The following is a 17,298-nucleotide window of genomic DNA, read 5'->3' as shown; positions in this document are numbered from 1 at the left end:
TCCCTATTCCCAACCTTATCCACAGAAATTGTGGACAACATTGCTCTTTTATTTAAGTAAGATAATCTATACTATTGATCAGTATACACAGATGGGAAGTCTCACAATTAAAAAAGGGGTAGCAATGTCTAAGCAAACGTTACAACTGCATAGTACGGCCTTTACCATTCATAGCCTTGATGTTGATAGCGAGATCCCCGCTGCTTTATTCAAACAATCAATGTTTATTATCGCCAAAACCAACGATGAGTTATCTATTGTTTGCCCTAGCCAGTTCGCCATTGAAAGCCTTGATGCTGAGCACGATTGGCGCGCGTTAGAAGTGATCGGTCCACTTGGTTTTTCATTAACCGGAATAATGGCAAATATTTCTGGAGTTTTAGCCACAGCAAATATCTCTATTTTTGCTATTTCAACCTACGACACCGATTACGTTTTAGTAAAACAACAGCGTATTAAAGATGCCATCAGCGCGTTAAAAAAAGATGGCTATCAGTTTCTCAATGAGCCCAAATTAACATAATGAAATACACGGATATTAGTTATTTACCACAACGTCAGTTAGCGGCTAACAGTATTGCAATTTGTAGCCCTTTTAGTGGTAAAGTTGCCCCATTAAGCGAGCACCCAGAACCCTTCTTTAGCTACGGCACACTTGGCCCAGGGATAATGGTTGCCCTGAGCAATCATAAAATATTAGCGCCCTTTGATGGTACATTAATGCAAGTAAAAAATGCCGGTACTGAATTTATTTTACAAGCCAACAATGGCTTAAAAGTGCTTCTAAATTTATATTTAGACCAACAGCAACACATTAAACACACTCATATAGCCCAACTCAACGGCAGTAAAATAACCAAAGGGCAACGGCTCGCTTATTTTGATCTTAGAGATCTCAATAGCCCCTTACTTGCCAGCCTTATTTTACTTAACGGGCATCAACTTAAACCAATACATTATTCTTTATCTCAGGTTACAGCTGGGGTAGATACTCTTTTAACACTAACTAAGAAGTAATTAATATGACGACTCTTTACGGCATTAGTAACTGCGACACTATAAAAAAAGCCAAAAAATATTTAACCGATAACAACATTGACTTTAATTTTCATGATTACCGTAAAGACGGCATAAGCCTTGATATGATCACTGAGTTTGCAACGCACATCGACTGGCAAGATCTGGTCAATAAACGTGGCACAACCTATCGCCAATTATCAGATGAGCAAAAACAGAACCTTGATAAACACACTGCCTTGGCAATTTTGGTAGCACAACCAGCAATGATCAAGCGCCCAGTGCTTATTCGCAACAACAGCTATCATTTAGGTTTTAAACCAGCGCAATATGATGAGATTTTTGCATCATGAATCATCCCGTCATCGAACTTGCACAAGCCTTAATACAGCGTCGCTCAGTCACCCCTGAAGATGCAGATTGCCAAACTATAATGAATGAGCGATTGGCACAGCTTGGTTTTAATATTGAATCACTGTTTTTTACTGACACCCAAAATACATGGGCACGTAAAGGCGACAGCTCACCGCACTTTTGCTTTGCAGGTCACACTGATGTAGTACCAACAGGACCAGAAAAGAACTGGCAGCACCCGCCTTTCTCTGGCTTTCTAGCCGATGGCATGTTGCATGGCCGTGGTGCGGCTGATATGAAAGGCTCTTTAGCTGCCATGGTGGTAGCAACCGAGCGATTTGTAACTAAACACCCCGATCATAAAGGCTCAATTTCTTTTTTAATTACCTCTGATGAAGAAGGCCCTTTTATCAACGGCACCACGCGAGTAATCGATACGCTGGAGGCCCGAGGTGAAAAAATAGATATGTGTTTGGTTGGCGAGCCTTCATCGCGTGATGTACTGGGTGATGTCGTTAAAAATGGCCGCCGAGGCTCACTGACTGGCTTTTTAACTGTTAAAGGCATACAAGGTCATGTGGCTTATCCGCAACTTGCTCTAAACCCTATTCATATTGCAGCGCCAATGCTTGCCCAGTTGAGTCAAACGGTATGGGACAACGGCAATGAATTTTTCCCTGCTACTAGTTTTCAGATTTCAAATATTAATGGCGGTACGGGAGCTGGCAATGTGATCCCAGGCGAGCTTGAAGTGCAATTTAATTTTCGCTTTAGTACCGAAGTAACTCATCAGCAACTCCAGCAACGAGTTAACGACATTCTGGCTGAATATGATTTTGCATACGAGCTGAGTTGGATTGTTAACGGTCAGCCATTTATCACCGAAGGCGGCCCGCTTATTGATGCGACGGTTGCAGCCATCAAATCAATAACTGGCTTAAATACCGCACTTGAAACCACTGGCGGTACTTCAGATGGACGTTTTATAGCACAAACCGGCGCAAAGGTTATTGAACTTGGCCCACGTAACGACACCATTCATAAAGTGAATGAGTGCGTTAATTGTGATGATCTCATTGCACTTGCTGATATTTACGAGCAAATTCTAGAGCAACTTTTAACATGATCCCTGCTAAGCTCACATCGCAGCAGTTGGCTGAGTGTGCCTGTGGTAAAGACGAGCTACTGCTTGTTGATTATCAAGATCATAAACTGCATAAAGACATTATTGATGACTTTATGCAGTTGCAAAATGCAGCTCGCGATGCAGGCTTTGCACTGACTATTGCATCAAGCTTTCGTAACTTTGAACGTCAAGCATTGATTTGGAATGCTAAATTTAATGGTCATCGACCTGTGCTCAATAAGCAGCAACAGCCCGTTGATTTAGCCTCCATGACAGACATTGAAAAATGCCATGCCATTATGCTTTATTCAGCCCTACCGGGAAGCAGTCGCCATCACTTTGGTACTGATCTTGATATTTTTGACCAAGCCAGTGTTTCTGATGACTATCAGCTGCAGTTAGAGCCGCACGAATACCAAGACAATGGCCCTTTTGCAGCGCTGACCAAGTGGCTTGATAGTCATTTAGAAAAGTATGGCTTTTATCGCCCTTATCAACATGATTTAGGCGGCGTTGCGCCTGAACCTTGGCATATTAGCCACATAGTGCAATCTGACATTTTACTACAACATCAGAGTTTAACCGTATTAGCTGATACTATAAATAACAGTCAGCTTGCCGGCAAAGCTGCTATTTTGGCGAATTTGCCGCAACTGTATCAGCGTTACGTGCTGAATGTCAGCCCTGCGGTTGTTTAGCCAGTAAAAAAACCAGCACAGCGCCAAGAATAACGGCGCTGGCAATAACAAACTGAATGCTTAGTTCTTCCGCTAAAAATAACATCCCTGCCAGTGCAGCTATCACTGGCACACACAGCTGAACCACTGCGGCTTGACTGCTTTTTAATAAGGGTACGGCAACATACCAAACACTATAGCCAATACCCGACGCAAGAGCACCAGATGCACATGCAAGCGCGATCCCCTGCCAACTGATCCCCGTTAAATAACCAAAACCCACGATCAACAATATCGGTAATGCAAATAAACTACGCACAAAATTAAACGTTGTGGTTTTCAGTGGGGATAGACACACTTTTCCGCGAATACTGTATATCCCCCACGCAATACCGCTAATCGTCATTAATAATGCTGGGCTCATTGACGGCATCGTTGCCGATGGCAGCATTAAATACACAAAACCAATGACAGCGATAATAAATGCACACCACTGTACAGTCGTGAGTCGCTCCTTGTTGAAAATCCCCCAGCCAATCATAGTCAATTGAACAGCAGAAAATAAAATCAACGCGCCAGTTCCAGTGTCCAATTCTACATAGGCAATTGAAAAACATAACGCATAAACCAGTAAGCTAACACTGCTGCGCCAACTACCACGTTCATGCTCTGCATTATTAAGATTGTTATCTTCCCTAGCTACAGACTCTGTTGGTGTTGCTTGTATAAGGAAAATAAATCCTAAACACAATGCGCCACTGAATAGCCGCAAAGCTGTAAAATTCCATGGATCAATGTAATTTTGTGCTAATGCCATACGACATAAAAGAGAATTAGCTGCAAATGCCACTAGGGCGAGTACCGTAAACAGTGTTGCTTTCAAAGTGATCCTTAGTTTTAATCTTGCTAAGCATTAAACCCTATGAGGTGAGTTATTCTATCGTTTAGTAGTCGGCAACCACTCGATCCATTAATTAATCAACATAATAAGAAAATCAGCTACCTGTTTGCCTGAAGTACCTATTTATACAGGATTGCCATAATAGCGCAAAGCTTACCTTTTGTTTTGATCATTCGAATGTATCGTGCAACAACTCAGTGACCAATGATCGCGTAACTATTTCTTATAAACACGGTGATTGCTACGCTTTTTTACATTGTTTAACATCTTCTCTGGATTAGATTATGCTAATCTGTATTAACGCTTATAAAAGGAGTGCCATGTGCAACGCAGTGTTATTTTTGGCTTTTGTGTCATGCTAAGTGGATGCAGCACCATTGGGTTTAGTGATCTGTTTTCAGATTACGCTACCCAAATGACGCCTGTACGCCAAGCTATTAAGACCAACAATATCGGCCAAGCCCAACAGCTTTTGCCGACTAATGGGCAGTCACATAGTAACTACTTGCTCAATCAATTAGAGCAGGCCCGTTTAAGCAATTTAAATAATCAAAATGAGGCTGCAAAACCACAGTACGAAGCGGTATATCAGCAAATGGAAATAAAACGCCAAGCAGCAAAAATACAAGTAAGCGCAGGGCTTGAACAAAGTAACGCCCTTTTTACCAATGATTCAGTCATTAGCTATACGCCAGCGGCTTATGAAATGAGTATGCTGCACAGTTACCAAGCACTTAATTATATATATCAACATAATATTGAGGGCGCATTAGTCGAAGTTCGCCGTGCAAATAAAGTACAAACAGATGCGTTAACGGCTAATCAAGACGACATAGATGCTAGCGTAAAAGCAGCACAAAAACATTACCCAAGTATGGATGAGGTGATCAAAAACGTAAAAAATGGCTATCAAAATGCGTTTACATTTTATCTGTCAGGTTTGCTCTATCAAAGTAATAAGCAATACGATGATGCCTATATTGATTATAAAAAGGCATTAGAGATCAACCCTGAAAACACCTATTTGCAGCAGGTTGTACTGCAATTAGCAAAACAGCAAGGATTTGATCAAGATTTTGCCGAGTATAAAAAACGCTTAGCTGAATTGCCAAAACAAGTCGCCAACAGCGGTGACGTTGTGGTCTTGATCGAACAAGGTTTAGTGCCAGAAAAAGATGAATTTGTGTTGCGCCTGCCGATTAATACATCCGGTGGTGATGCTCGTTTTTATAGCTTAGCGATGCCCGTTTATAAAGATAGAGCCTATATACCAACGGTTAATGCCATTAGTATCGGAACACAGACTTTACCTTTGAGTCCATTGGTAAGAATAGAAGCGTTAGCGGCTAAAACACTTGAAGAACAAACACCTGCAAGAGTATCGAGGCAAATACTAAGGTTAGTCGCTAAAGAAAAAGTACGGGCAGAGCTGGCTAGAAGTGGCGGCGATGTGGGTAATATACTCGCTAATCTATACAACCTAGCCTCTGAGCAAGCAGATACCCGCAGTTGGTTAACTTTACCTAATCAAATAAGTGTTGCGCGCACCCAGTTAACAGCAGGAGACCATGTTTTAAAACTTGCCAATCAGAAAGACATAAACTTTACGGTTAGTAAGCAAGGGTTAACCTTGATTTATCTAACCTCTATTAACAACTATTTTAATTCCCATGTAGTGCAACTTTAGGAGCTATCATGAAATATTTAGTGCCATTATTAACGGTCTGTCTACTTGCTGCCTGTACCAGTAGACCGACTACATCAGGTATAAGTGTTGAACAAGCTTCAGCGCAATACCAACAACAGCTAAAAGTCGATAATCCTGCACTAGGTAAAAAGCTGGCCATTAGTGATGTAAAGACTCGCCAAACGAATCAATTAACTGATGTTGTTGTCACACTTTCGAGTCAGTATAAAAAATCACAATATTTACAGTATCAATTTACCTGGTATGACGGCGATGGTTTTGTGATCAAAGGCAATCATTCTCCTTGGCAATCATTGACTTTATTTGGTTTTGCTAACGTGCAACTGCCTGGCCTTGCACCTACATCTGATGCGGTTACATTTTCATTAGCGGTACGCGAAGTATCGACACAAGCACAAGAATTTAAAGATTAAAGGACACCATTATGAATACAGTAAACACAACTAAAAAACCAACGCTTAAAACACTCTCGGGTTTTGCGTTGTTAGGTTTGAGTGCGCTTGCCCTCAGTGGCTGTGCCAATAAAGCCGTAGTCAGCTACGGAGACGCACAAGCTGTAGAAACAACTGATATTAACTTCGGTTCAACTGACTTACAAAAAGTCGCTAGCCAAATGACGGATTCACTGTTGGCATCACCTGTGGTCGGCACATTAACAGCTAATACTCGACCAATCGTATTTGTTGAACGTATAAAAAACAAAACCAGTGAACACATTGATACTGAATCAATTACCGATTCAATTTCAACACAATTATTGCGCAGTGGTAAATTTCGTTTTGTTGATATGGGCCGCGTAGAAGCCGCTCGAGAACAATTGAACTTTCAAAATGATGATGCCCTAGTAGACCCAACTAAAGCGATTGCATTTGGCCAACAAGTTGGCGCGCAGTATATGCTTTATGGCAACCTGTCGAGCATCGTAAAATCGAATGCCGATAAAGCCGACGTATACTATAAATTCACAATGCGCTTAATGGATTTAAAAAGTGGCTTAGTAGAATGGGCGGACGAAACAGAAATTCGTAAAACCCGCGAAAAATCAACCTTTGGCTGGTAATTCAGCTGAGGAGGTAAATGATGAATAAACTCATACTTGGGCTGTGTACAGCCCTGCTCATCAGTAATCCAAGCTTTGCCGCATACGAACGCAATAAAGCCGTTCCTGTCCAGCAAGTACTATTTGGCAGTGTTCAATCTGTACGTAATATTACCGAGCAAGAACTTGTTCAAGACAAAAATAGTGGCTGGAAAACCTTTGGCGGTGCATTACTTGGTGGCGTTATTGGTAACCAATTTGGCGGCGGCAGTGGTCGCACCGCAGCAACTATTTTAGGCTCGGTCATCGGTGGCAGTGTGGCGAACAACAGGCAACAAAGCAGCCATTATAATCAATACCACTTAGTCGAGTTAATGATCAAAGTTGAAAATGGTGAACAATTTATGGTGGTACAAGACAAAGACAATCAAATGATATTTAGAACTGGCGACAGCGTGCGCTTAGTATATTTATCAGATAATACAGTCCGCGTTGATAAAGCCTATTAAGCTATTACATTAAACTAAAAAGCGAGCAGTATTAATGCTCGCTTTTTAGTATTTATAACTTTATTACTACGTTAGCTTTGTCTGTAATCGCTGAAAAAGCGTTGCATCTTACTCATAGCAGTCGTTAAATCATCTTTGTTAGGTAAAAATACCAATCTGAAATGATCTGGATTTGGCCAGTTAAATGCTCTTCCGTGAACCAGTAAGATCTTTTCTGCTTTGAGTAAATCTAAAATCATTTTTTCATCATTTTTGATATTAAAACGCTCAGTATCTACTTTGGCAAATGCGTACAATGCTCCTTTTGGTTTTGCACACGAAATACCTTCTATCGCATTTAAACCACGCCATGCAATATCACGTTGTTCGTATAAACGCCCACCGGGATTTATTAAATCATCAATCGACTGTACGCCACCTAATGCTTGCTGGATCGCATATTGTGCCGGCACATTGGCACATAAACGCATAGAGGCTAAGATATCTAAACCTTTACGTAAATCATCCATCAATGCAGTACGGCCACTTAATACCATCCACCCCATACGCAAACCCGCTGCGCGATAGGTTTTTGCTAAGCCATTAAAAGTAATGATCGGCACATCATCACACAGTGCACCAATGGAGCTGTGCGTGATCCCATCGTATAAAATCTTCTCGTAGATTTCATCACTCAATAACAGTAATTTATGTTCACGTGCAATATCAATTAACTGCTGTAAAAGTGCGTCGTCGTATACTGCACCCGTCGGATTATTAGGGTTGATCAGCACTAATGCTTTAGTTTTTGACGTGATTTTACTTCGAATATCAGCAATATCAGGGAACCAATCTTGCTCTTCATCACATAGGTAATGGACTGGATTACCACCCGCAAGTTTGACTGAAGCGGTCCACAATGGATAATCAGGTGCTGGGATCAACACCTCATCATCATTATTCAGCAAAGCTTGGGTCGTCATTTGAATTAATTCACTGACCCCATTACCAATATAAATATTATCGACGTCTAGATTATATAAACCACGTTGTTGGTAGTGCTGATAAATAGCCACACGGGCTGAGTAGAGGCCTTTGGAGTCACAGTAGCCTTGGGCTGAATACAAGTTACGAATAATATCGCGGTGCATATCTTCAGGCATATCAAACCCAAATGCCGCAGGATTACCAATATTCAATTTTAAAACTTTTTGGCCTTCATCTTCCATTTTGCGAGCCTGAACTAACACCGGCCCACGAATGTCATAACAAACGCCTTGTAATTTATGACTCTTTTTAATTTCTGACATTTTTACCTCTACTAGTGGAACAGCTAGATTAACCTAGTAAAGGGGCTAAATACCAGTGGATTTAATACTTCAAAACTGAAATAAATTCACGTCTGGGTATAGCTAACTAACGGCTTTGTAACCAATCAGTTAACTTAGCTGCTGAACCGGCAACTTGGTTGTCAAGCTGCTGAGCTGCCGCAAGCGCCTGAGAAACATCATTATTATTTAAGCTTTGTTCAATTTCTCTGGCTACCTGAGATAGACTGCTGGCACCAAACTGCGCGGCATTTGATTTTAAACTATGAGCATGGCGACTTGCGACTTGGATATCACTATGTATTGTAGCCAATACTTCAGAGCCTAATCGTTCAAATTCAGCACAACAAAAAGTCAGCGTATCGCTAAATTGCTCGCCTAATAACGATTCCATACTTTCCAATGCGCTTTCATCAATGACTATTGTATTCATTATTCATCCTTTTGTATTTAGCAACACTAAACCAGTAACTTATACTATTTTTATACTTTATCGTTCTATAGAAAAAAAACCAACTAATTGTCTCATTAAGCGTATAATTAGCGGGTTTTTCAACTTATTGCTATTAAACAAGATTATTTTATGTCCCGTTCATTGTGTGTTAATTGTAAATTTAGTCTACAAACGTGCCTTTGTGAAGATTTGTCGGTACTGGAAAATAAACTCAAAGTTATAATTTTGCAGCATCCTAGCGAAGTAAAAATCACTAAAAACACCGCCCGTTTACTCACACTGTGCCTAACGCAATACGACATCATGGTAGGAGAAACGCAGGCTGATTTTGCACAACTAAGCACACTACCCGTTGCCACAACAGCCTTACTCTACCCTGATGATAATGCCATCCTACTGGATGATGAAAGTACCGCAGCACAACAATTTAAAAGCCGGTTAAGTCATCTAATTGTAATCGATGGCACCTGGAAAAAAGCATTTAAGATCATGCAACTTACCCCAGCCCTTGCGGCTTTTAAAAAGGTCAGCTTTACGACGATCCCACAAAATCGATATCGTATTCGCAAAGCTCCCCGTGCAGATAGCCTCTCCACATTAGAAGCGGTTGCACATAGTTTAGCCTTGATTGAGCATATTAACCCTGAACCTCTGTACCACGCACTGGAAGCACTCAACAGCAAACAAACCCAGTTTATGCCTGAGCATGTTAAAGCGCGTTATCAAGCCAAATGAGTGCCAATAATCGCTTAAAGCGCGGGTTTTACCGCCAGGGACCGGATTATCGATTTGATGACCAAGTTGACTTTAGTGATATCCGCGATACATTTGGTTTTCGTACTATGGTGGTGGGTAAATGGGTCACCAAAGAAGAACGCTTTATTAGTGCTAATTTAATTTACGACGCACTAGCCGATTTAGCGCAAATACTGCAAGTGCCGCCAAAGACCATTGGTCTGAGGGGGAAACTCAATTTTGCTTTTGGCCATGGCGGTCAACAACACGTCCAAGCACATTATAATAGCCGTACTCGAACTCTTGCGCTGGCAAAAAATGCAGGTGGTGGCGCGCTGGCGCATGAATGGTTTCATGCGTTTGATCATCACATAACTAAGCACATATTTCCCCAGCATTCGCCACAGCATTTTGCCTCTAAACTTTGGCTGGAGCACACGATTGAGCAAAGTCACCCACTAAACTTAGCATTAAATAAGTTTTACCAAGGAGTATTTCTAGAACCAACCGGTCAACACGCTAATCAATATGTTTTAGACTGTATAGAATTTGATAAACAACAGCAGCAGTTTTATATGAGTATGCCTGAAGAGCTAGCTGCGCGTAGTTTTGAAGCATGTATTGCTTGTAATGAGCAGATCGTTAATCACTTTTTAGTCTCTGGGCTCAATAACTCAGCACTTATTTATCCTAAACACGATAGCTTGAAAATTTGTAATCACGCACTTAATAATTATTTTTCCCAATTAGGTCAACGACTTTTTCAAGATCATTAACAAATACAGTGGTGGTTTCAAGATTTTCTTCAAGCCACTGCATGTAATCGTCAAACGGTAATGGTCGTGAAAAAAAGTATCCCTGACCAACTTCACAGCCATAGCTTTGTAATTTAGCCATACTTTGGCTATCTTCTATCCCTTCGGCCACTACGTATGAACCCAGTGATTTGGCAATATCACAGGTAGCACGACAAATTGTTTGATCATTTTTAGAGTATTCAATATTCATTACAAATTGCTTATCTATTTTTATTTCATCAAAGCCCATTTTGCTCAAATACGCGAGTGATGAATACCCCGTGCCAAAGTCATCAATTGCTATTTTAACGCCAATTAAACGGTAATCATTCAGGGCATTTTTTATATCAACCCCCTCAAAGAGTGTTGCCGATTCCGTTAGTTCTAACATTACATTAGCCGGGTTGAGTTGATGCTCATTCAACAACGTTATAAATAACACTGGTAAATCTTTACGCAGCAAATCTTTAGCCGAAATATTGATAGATACAATATGCTCAGGCAATAATACAATCATTTTCTTTTGATATTGCAGTGCTTGCGTAATAACCCATTCGGTTAAATCTGAAATTATCCCTGATGATTCAGCAATAGGGATAAATAAATCAGGGGGAACATTACCCAATTGTGGATGCTCCCAACGTAATAAAGCTTCCGCGCCGTGCACTTTACCGGTGTTTAGATATATCTGCGGTTGAAAAAATAAACTAAGCTGATCGTATTCAATGGCTTCTTTTAGAGCTGATGCAATCGCAATGCGCCGTTGCGATAACGTCACATTCTCTATATTAAACATATGCCAGCGTTCACCATGAAGGGGTTTAACCGCCAGTGCTTGCAGCCCTCGCTGGACTAGTTGTAATGATGTACTGGCATGTAGAGGATAATTTGCTACACCGATTTCAACTTTATCAATTAAGTGAATACGTTTATGAGTGAGACCCTCAGCAAAGACACTATTAATCACACATACAAACTGTTCTATTTGGCTTAACTCTAGCTTGCCGATTATCACGACCCCATAAGTACTGTCATCTAACCTGGCAATACAACGACTATGCTGATGGTTAGCTTCAACACACAATACATTCATTGAGGCTAATTGCTGCGCTAATTTGCCCATGGTTAATTTTATCTGCTCATTTACATGTTCATAGCCAAAATTTGCTCGAGCATTAATCAGTACAGCAGGCCTAAATAACAATAAAGAATGTTCGATTGCTAATTTCACCTCGCTATCAAGGCGCTTAATTAGTAACTGTTTATTGGGTAGTTTTGTATCGTCGTCATGAGTAAGACTGTAACTATATTGCTTAACACACTTACGCTCATGAATAAGTAACGCCATCACAGCAGCAATCACATTTACCACCAGTAACACATCGTTAAATTGCTGTATCTGTGCACCTGCCACCAGCGTTGCTTGCCAACATAACGTTTGTAAAATCACTGCAAACCAGGCAAGTACAAACTTAAATTGCACCACTTTTTTGGTATTACTTAGCCAATAAAAAAATAAATAACTCAGCATCACTAACATAAAACCTAAACATAGAATTACCACGGTTAGATGTACTGATTGCTTCATAAAACAGCTTAAGATGGCTGCAAAACAAAATAAACTTATATAAACTGTTAACTTATCTTGTCGAGCATTTAAAAGGTTCTGCGACTGTAAATAATGGATAAAGTAAAAATTAATCACCCCCAATGCCAGCACTTGAAATGAAAACTGTAGCTTTGTATACCATAAAGACGCAAATTCAATATTAAAGTAATTCAATACCCCTTTTGCTATTAAGAACTCGCTTAACACACATACAAGGTATGCAAGTAGGTAAAGTGATTTTGCTTGATAGGATAAACCGTATACAGTGCCAACAACGGCAATACACAACAGCAATAATCCTGTTATCAAAAAGAAATTTCGCAGTTTAGTGTTGGTCAACTTAGCAAAATGCGTACCTGTAGAAAGCCCAACACTGAGCCATTCATCTTCACTATGACGAACATAGACTGCAGCCCAGCGAGTATCTTCTTCTGTAGGCAAAATTGCATGTGGCAGTACCTTATTAACGTAACGGTATGCATCATTATTTACTTCAGCTAACGGGTTGAAATTCTCATCAAGAGTATAAAAATCAAGCTGTGCTAAATGGGAGTTATCTGCATAAATTACCTCAATCTTTGATTGCGACTGTTTATCCAAATCAATAATAAACCAATAGCCTTGCTCTGCCTTGATACGAACATGTGATAAATCTGTTTTTGAGTCTGTAGCGACAACTTGTTCTAGTAAAGGTTTGGTAGTTTGAAAAGGCGTATTTGCTGGCACTATCCAGCCACTGGAAATCACTTCATCAGCCAGCAAAGGCGTTGTAGCAGTGATGCTAAACAATATTAACAAAATCTTTATACAATATGTTCGCGCTAATATGCTTGCCTGATCCACTGTCACTCCATGTGCATTATATAAATAGTACATTATAAAACTATAATTAAAGTATGGAGGTATTAAGTGAAATTGCCAGTAAATAACCTAAACTTGGGAATAATATGTCAGTAAAATGCTTAAGCAGAGTGTATGGTAATTAAATCGAGTGATTATATTCTTAAGTAATAAAAGGCCTATCAAATGATAAGCCTTTATTTTAAAGCTATATTTTAATTAGTTACTATCATCACTAATACGACTTGCAACTGCGCTGGTTTGATCTTTATATTTAGCATCTTTACGCGTGTTGTACGGATTTTCAGCAGGGCCTGACATGGTCTCAAAGCTCATAGCGCCGATTTTCATCATTGGTCGTAATGCCAACGGCAATTTACCGGAGTTATAAAACTCTAACACGATATTACCAGACCAACCGGGATCAATCCGATGGGCCGTTACATGCACCATTAAACCTAGACGTGCCAAAGAAGAACGGCCGTCAAGCCAGCCAACGATATCTGCCGGCAACGTGACTTTTTCATAGGTCATCGCAAGGGCTAATTCACCTGGGTGTAAAAAGAATGCATCGCCCTCTTTTAACACGATTTCATCGCTCATTATTGATTCCATTGCTTTATTAAGCTGATCTTTTGGACCACTTAAATCAACATAAGCTGCTGTATGATCTTGAAATACACGAAACTTATTACCTAAACGTAAATCTGCCGTTACCCCAGAAATCATTTCATCGGTCGGACTTGGCTCAATAATAATACGCTGTTGGGCAATATATTCTTTAATATGGGTATCTGATAATCTCATTAATTAATCATCCGTAATCACAATTTCGACTGAATTATGATGGGGTTGTTGATAGTAAAGCATACTGGCAATCAGCCGCGCAGCATCAGCATATGTTTCACTCACCGCAGCCTGGTTATCCATCGCAATTAATTTGCCTTGCTCTGAGTATTCGCGAATATCAATCGCCAAAGGAATTTGCGACAACACAGGCACACCATGACGCTGAGCTAATTTTATTGCGCCATCCTTGCCAAACACATGATTTGGTTTGCCGCAATGTGAGCATAAAAAATGACTCATATTTTCAATCAAGCCCAATACTGGCACATTCACTTTATTAAACATGGCAATGCCTTTTTGCGCATCAGCAAGTGCTAAATCTTGCGGAGTCGTCACAATCACCGTGCCACTGGCAGGTACTTTCTGACTCATAGTAAGTTGAATATCCCCAGTTCCTGGTGGCATATCTACAATCAGGTAATCAAGTTCACCCCATGCAGTTTCATTTAACAGTTGCGTTAATGCGCCCGACGCCATCGGTCCACGCCAAACTGTGGCATCATCACTAGGCACTAAAAAGCCAATTGATTGTGCTTTGATGCCATTAGCGTCAAATGGTAGCAATTGCTTGTCATTTTTAGCCGTGGGTGTTGCTCCTTCAAGGCCTAGCAACATTGGAATAGACGGGCCATAAATATCCGCATCTAAAACTCCCACTTTTGCGCCTTCAGCTTTGAGTGCACCCGCTAAATTTACCGCGGTGGTTGATTTACCTACACCACCTTTACCTGATGCAATCAACACAATATGTTTTATCGCTTTGAACTTACATGCTTCAGTCAGCTCAATGCTTGCGTTAATTGTCACTGCTTGATTAAGTTGTTGGCTTACAAACGCAGCTACCTTTGGCATTTCAGATAACGCAGCAAATGGCAGCGTTAAGTGAAGCAATATTGATTTATCACTTTTTGATTCAATGCTTTTAATGAATTTTTCATCAATGCCGACAGCAAAAGCGGCACTGCGATACCCTGCTAAGGCAGTAATAATCGGTTGTTTTTGCACCGATTTAGAGGAGAATAGTTTCGACAATCCAAACATAACAATAAAATAGTGTTTCTTTGATGAAAATTGCCTCGGAATTATGTAACATTCAGGGCATTAACACCAGTCAATTAATGAAAATCGGCCAACCACGAAGGTGTTTCCTTTAGGTTTGCTGATAATATTATGATTTTCATCCGTTCCTTAACAGGAACCGTCAATTCGGAATGATTATGGCACAGCGAAAGATCCTCATTACCAGTGCATTACCTTATGCCAACGGCCCAACACATTTAGGCCATTTATTGGAATATATTCAGACTGATATCTGGTCACGTTTTCAAAAACTACAAGGCCACGAAGCTTATTATGTTTGCGCCGACGATGCCCATGGCACGCCAATTATGCTCAATGCACAAAAGCAAGGGATCACGCCGGAAGAAATGGTAAAAAATGTCAGCATTGAACGTCAACGTGACTTTGCAGACTTCAATATTAAATTTGATAACTACCACAGCACCCACAGCCAAGAAAACAAAGAGTTCAGCGAGCTTATTTATAATCGCTTAAACGATGCCGGTCATATCAAAAAGCATACTATTTCACAGTTATTTGATCCTGAAAAAGGCATTTTCTTACCCGATCGCTTTGTAACTGGTACGTGCCCAACTTGTAAGTCTGAAGACCAAAATGGCGACAGCTGTGACGCATGTGGCGCAACATATAGCCCAACAGAGCTTATCAACCCGCGCTCTGTGATGTCAGGTGCTGAGCCAGTACTTAAAGACTCTGAGCATTACTTTTTTGACCTGCCAGCATTTGAAGGCATGTTAAAAGAGTGGCTTCACTCCGGCACTATTCAGCAAGAAATGGCCAACAAACTAGACGAATGGTTTGCCGATGGCCTGCAACAATGGGATATCAGCCGCGATGCGCCCTACTTTGGCTTTGAAATCCCTGGTGCGCCTGGTAAATATTTTTATGTCTGGCTTGATGCGCCAATTGGTTACATGGCCAGCTTTAAAAACTTATGCGACAAACAAGGCATCGACTTTGATGCATTTTGGCAAGAAGGTTCTGACGCTGAGCTTTACCACTTTATCGGTAAAGATATTATCTACTTCCACAGCTTATTTTGGCCAGCAATGCTTGAAGGCGCAAAATTCAGAAAGCCAACCAATGTATTCGCGCATGGTTTTGTAACGGTTAATGGCGCTAAAATGTCTAAATCGAAAGGCACGTTTATTAAAGCGCGTACATATTTAGAAAACCTCGACCCTGAGTTTTTACGTTATTACTACGCTGCTAAACTTAACAGCGGCATCACCGATCTTGACTTAAACTTAGAGGACTTTGCACTACGTGTAAATTCAGACTTAGTTGGTAAAGTGGTTAACATTGCCAGCCGTTGCGCCGGTTTTATTACTAAAAAGTTTGACGGTAAATTAAGTGACACTGTCATGGAGCCGCAATTATTAGCTGAATTCCAAGCAGCTACCGATACCGTTGCACAGCACTATGAAAACCGTGATTATAGCCGTGCTATTCGTGAAATAATGGCGCTTGCTGATAAAGCAAACCAATTTATTGATACCGCAGCACCATGGGTATTGATCAAAGACGAGACGAAACAAGAACAAGCTCACCAAGTGTGTTCGCTTGGGCTTAACTTATTCCGCGTGTTAATGACTTACTTAAAACCGGTATTACCGGGTATGGCGGCAAACGTAGAAGACTTCTTAAATGATGATCTATCTTGGCAAGGCGCGCAAACTGCGCTTGTTAGCCACCCTATCAATAAATTTAAACCGTTAATGCAACGTGTAGAAATGGATAAAGTAAATAAAATGGTCGAAGAATCAAAAGAAAGCTTACTCGCTGCAAAAGACAAAATCGATCCAAACAGCCCTTTGGCAAAAGAGCCTATTGCAGCTGAAATCGAATTTGACGATTTTGCCAAAGTAGATTTACGTGTAGCTAAAATAGCCAAAGCAGAGCACGTTGAAGGCGCTGATAAACTACTTAAACTAACGCTCGACTTAGGCGGCGAAACACGCCAAGTATTTGCAGGTATTAAATCAGCCTACGCCCCTGAAGACATTGAAGGCAAACTTACGGTTATGGTTGCCAACCTGAAGCCACGCAAGATGCGCTTTGGCATGTCAGAAGGCATGGTACTGGCAGCAGGCCCTGGTGGAAAAGAAATCTATATTTTGAACCCAGACGACGGCTCAGAGCCAGGTATGCGTGTAATGTAATTCGACTTTAACTAGTTAACACTAAAAAGCCGTTGTTTTAAACAACGGCTTTTTTAATTGCCAGAACAAATTGTTTTTCCAGCCAATTTTGCAACACATTCAGCGTCAGAAAAAACGAAAGGACGCAATAACAA

Annotated in this window: 18 protein-coding genes; 12 read left to right on the top strand and 6 right to left on the bottom strand. The window is 40.7% G+C overall.

The window, feature by feature from the left end:
- Positions 1 to 124 precede the first annotated feature (124 nt).
- From PVK79_RS13385 to PVK79_RS13365, 5 genes are read left to right on the top strand one after another with little or no spacing between them, the layout of a single operon-like run.
- Positions 125 to 523, top strand: coding sequence for an ACT domain-containing protein (locus tag PVK79_RS13385; protein ID WP_182730970.1), 399 nt, complete (start codon positions 125 to 127; stop codon positions 521 to 523).
- Entirely contained in the window at positions 523 to 1,017 is a 495-nt protein-coding gene (locus tag PVK79_RS13380) for a PTS sugar transporter subunit IIA (protein ID WP_145233732.1), read from the top strand. Before PVK79_RS13385 ends, PVK79_RS13380 begins: the two co-directional genes overlap by 1 nt.
- Positions 1,018 to 1,022: 5 nt before the next feature.
- Entirely contained in the window at positions 1,023 to 1,370 is a 348-nt protein-coding gene (locus tag PVK79_RS13375; protein ID WP_182757706.1) for an ArsC family reductase, read from the top strand.
- Entirely contained in the window at positions 1,367 to 2,497 is a 1,131-nt protein-coding gene (dapE, locus tag PVK79_RS13370) for a succinyl-diaminopimelate desuccinylase (protein ID WP_145233727.1), read from the top strand. The genes PVK79_RS13375 and dapE overlap by 4 nt, the downstream gene beginning before the upstream one ends.
- Positions 2,494 to 3,195, top strand: a complete 702-nt coding sequence (locus PVK79_RS13365; RefSeq protein WP_145233724.1) for a M15 family metallopeptidase — start codon at positions 2,494 to 2,496, stop codon at positions 3,193 to 3,195. The genes dapE and PVK79_RS13365 overlap by 4 nt, the downstream gene beginning before the upstream one ends.
- Here PVK79_RS13365 and PVK79_RS13360 read toward each other — a convergent pair.
- A complete protein-coding gene (locus tag PVK79_RS13360) occupies positions 3,176 to 4,057 on the bottom strand; it encodes a DMT family transporter (protein ID WP_145233722.1) in 882 nt (293 codons plus the stop codon). The genes PVK79_RS13365 and PVK79_RS13360 overlap by 20 nt on opposite strands.
- Before the next feature lie 340 nt (positions 4,058 to 4,397).
- Here PVK79_RS13360 and PVK79_RS13355 point away from each other — a divergent pair, with 340 nt between their 5' ends.
- The 4 genes from PVK79_RS13355 to PVK79_RS13340 are packed head-to-tail and all read left to right on the top strand — an operon-like array spanning position 4,398 to position 7,331.
- A complete protein-coding gene (locus PVK79_RS13355) occupies positions 4,398 to 5,762 on the top strand; it encodes a COG3014 family protein (RefSeq protein WP_257325878.1) in 1,365 nt (454 codons plus the stop codon).
- A gap of 8 nt (positions 5,763 to 5,770) precedes the next feature.
- Positions 5,771 to 6,196, top strand: coding sequence for a YcfL family putative periplasmic lipoprotein (locus PVK79_RS13350; protein ID WP_145233718.1), 426 nt, complete (start codon positions 5,771 to 5,773; stop codon positions 6,194 to 6,196).
- An 11-nt stretch (positions 6,197 to 6,207) separates the two neighbouring features.
- Positions 6,208 to 6,843: a penicillin-binding protein activator LpoB gene (lpoB, locus tag PVK79_RS13345; protein WP_145233716.1), complete on the top strand. Its 636-nt coding sequence runs from the start codon at positions 6,208 to 6,210 to the stop codon at positions 6,841 to 6,843.
- 20 nt (positions 6,844 to 6,863) lie between these two features.
- Positions 6,864 to 7,331 (top strand): outer membrane lipoprotein, encoded by a 468-nt coding sequence (locus PVK79_RS13340; RefSeq protein ID WP_149981188.1) that lies wholly within the window; start codon positions 6,864 to 6,866, stop codon positions 7,329 to 7,331.
- A 71-nt stretch (positions 7,332 to 7,402) separates the two neighbouring features.
- On the opposite strand, the gene PVK79_RS13335 is transcribed toward PVK79_RS13340, so the two are convergent.
- Together PVK79_RS13335 and PVK79_RS13330 are read right to left on the bottom strand one after the other, a co-directional pair.
- Positions 7,403 to 8,620 carry a pyridoxal phosphate-dependent aminotransferase gene (locus PVK79_RS13335; RefSeq protein WP_145233714.1) on the bottom strand — a complete coding sequence of 406 codons (1,218 nt, stop codon included), beginning with the start codon at positions 8,618 to 8,620 and terminating at the stop codon, positions 7,403 to 7,405.
- 106 nt (positions 8,621 to 8,726) lie between these two features.
- Positions 8,727 to 9,071 carry an Hpt domain-containing protein gene (locus PVK79_RS13330; RefSeq protein WP_145233710.1) on the bottom strand — a complete coding sequence of 115 codons (345 nt, stop codon included), beginning with the start codon at positions 9,069 to 9,071 and terminating at the stop codon, positions 8,727 to 8,729.
- Between the two features lie 150 nt (positions 9,072 to 9,221).
- On the opposite strand from PVK79_RS13330, the gene PVK79_RS13325 reads away from it, so the two are divergent.
- Both PVK79_RS13325 and PVK79_RS13320 read left to right on the top strand, forming a co-directional pair.
- Positions 9,222 to 9,827, top strand: a complete 606-nt coding sequence (locus PVK79_RS13325; protein WP_145233708.1) for a tRNA-uridine aminocarboxypropyltransferase — start codon at positions 9,222 to 9,224, stop codon at positions 9,825 to 9,827.
- On the top strand, positions 9,824 to 10,603 hold the full coding sequence (locus PVK79_RS13320) for a CLCA_X family protein (protein ID WP_182759799.1): 780 nt from the start codon (positions 9,824 to 9,826) through the stop codon (positions 10,601 to 10,603). Before PVK79_RS13325 ends, PVK79_RS13320 begins: the two co-directional genes overlap by 4 nt.
- Here the strand turns inward: PVK79_RS13320 and PVK79_RS13315 are convergent.
- The 3 genes from PVK79_RS13315 to apbC form a co-directional block, all read right to left on the bottom strand.
- Positions 10,554 to 13,022, bottom strand: a complete 2,469-nt coding sequence (locus PVK79_RS13315) for a putative bifunctional diguanylate cyclase/phosphodiesterase (protein WP_257325871.1) — start codon at positions 13,020 to 13,022, stop codon at positions 10,554 to 10,556. The genes PVK79_RS13320 and PVK79_RS13315 overlap by 50 nt on opposite strands.
- 270 nt (positions 13,023 to 13,292) lie before the next feature.
- A complete protein-coding gene (gene dcd, locus PVK79_RS13310; protein WP_145233702.1) occupies positions 13,293 to 13,880 on the bottom strand; it encodes a dCTP deaminase in 588 nt (195 codons plus the stop codon).
- Between the two features lie 3 nt (positions 13,881 to 13,883).
- Positions 13,884 to 14,963: an iron-sulfur cluster carrier protein ApbC gene (gene apbC / locus PVK79_RS13305; protein WP_257325869.1), complete on the bottom strand. Its 1,080-nt coding sequence runs from the start codon at positions 14,961 to 14,963 to the stop codon at positions 13,884 to 13,886.
- A 176-nt stretch (positions 14,964 to 15,139) separates the two neighbouring features.
- Between apbC and metG the strand changes: the two genes are divergently transcribed.
- Positions 15,140 to 17,164, top strand: coding sequence for a methionine--tRNA ligase (gene metG / locus PVK79_RS13300; RefSeq protein ID WP_182759796.1), 2,025 nt, complete (start codon positions 15,140 to 15,142; stop codon positions 17,162 to 17,164).
- Positions 17,165 to 17,298: the final 134 nt, after the last annotated feature.

Source organism: Pseudoalteromonas rhizosphaerae, from assembly GCF_028885455.1.
Classification (GTDB): Bacteria; Pseudomonadota; Gammaproteobacteria; order Enterobacterales; family Alteromonadaceae; genus Pseudoalteromonas; species Pseudoalteromonas rhizosphaerae.
This window is presented reverse-complemented; position numbering and strand designations above follow the sequence as displayed.

Excerpts from the sequence above, each read along its gene's own strand:
- PVK79_RS13385 (WP_182730970.1), top strand. The coding sequence starts at position 125 with ATGTCTAAGCAAACGTTACAACTGCATAGTACGGCCTTTACCATTCAT.
- PVK79_RS13380 (WP_145233732.1), top strand. The coding sequence starts at position 523 with ATGAAATACACGGATATTAGTTATTTACCACAACGTCAGTTAGCGGCT.
- PVK79_RS13375 (WP_182757706.1), top strand. The coding sequence starts at position 1,023 with ATGACGACTCTTTACGGCATTAGTAACTGCGACACTATAAAAAAAGCC.
- dapE (WP_145233727.1), top strand. The coding sequence starts at position 1,367 with ATGAATCATCCCGTCATCGAACTTGCACAAGCCTTAATACAGCGTCGC.
- PVK79_RS13365 (WP_145233724.1), top strand. The coding sequence starts at position 2,494 with ATGATCCCTGCTAAGCTCACATCGCAGCAGTTGGCTGAGTGTGCCTGT.
- PVK79_RS13350 (WP_145233718.1), top strand. The coding sequence starts at position 5,771 with ATGAAATATTTAGTGCCATTATTAACGGTCTGTCTACTTGCTGCCTGT.
- lpoB (WP_145233716.1), top strand. The coding sequence starts at position 6,208 with ATGAATACAGTAAACACAACTAAAAAACCAACGCTTAAAACACTCTCG.
- PVK79_RS13340 (WP_149981188.1), top strand. The coding sequence starts at position 6,864 with ATGAATAAACTCATACTTGGGCTGTGTACAGCCCTGCTCATCAGTAAT.
- PVK79_RS13335 (WP_145233714.1), bottom strand. The coding sequence starts at position 8,620 with ATGTCAGAAATTAAAAAGAGTCATAAATTACAAGGCGTTTGTTATGAC.
- PVK79_RS13330 (WP_145233710.1), bottom strand. The coding sequence starts at position 9,071 with ATGAATACAATAGTCATTGATGAAAGCGCATTGGAAAGTATGGAATCG.
- PVK79_RS13325 (WP_145233708.1), top strand. The coding sequence starts at position 9,222 with ATGTCCCGTTCATTGTGTGTTAATTGTAAATTTAGTCTACAAACGTGC.
- PVK79_RS13320 (WP_182759799.1), top strand. The coding sequence starts at position 9,824 with ATGAGTGCCAATAATCGCTTAAAGCGCGGGTTTTACCGCCAGGGACCG.
- dcd (WP_145233702.1), bottom strand. The coding sequence starts at position 13,880 with ATGAGATTATCAGATACCCATATTAAAGAATATATTGCCCAACAGCGT.
- apbC (WP_257325869.1), bottom strand. The coding sequence starts at position 14,963 with ATGTTTGGATTGTCGAAACTATTCTCCTCTAAATCGGTGCAAAAACAA.
- metG (WP_182759796.1), top strand. The coding sequence starts at position 15,140 with ATGGCACAGCGAAAGATCCTCATTACCAGTGCATTACCTTATGCCAAC.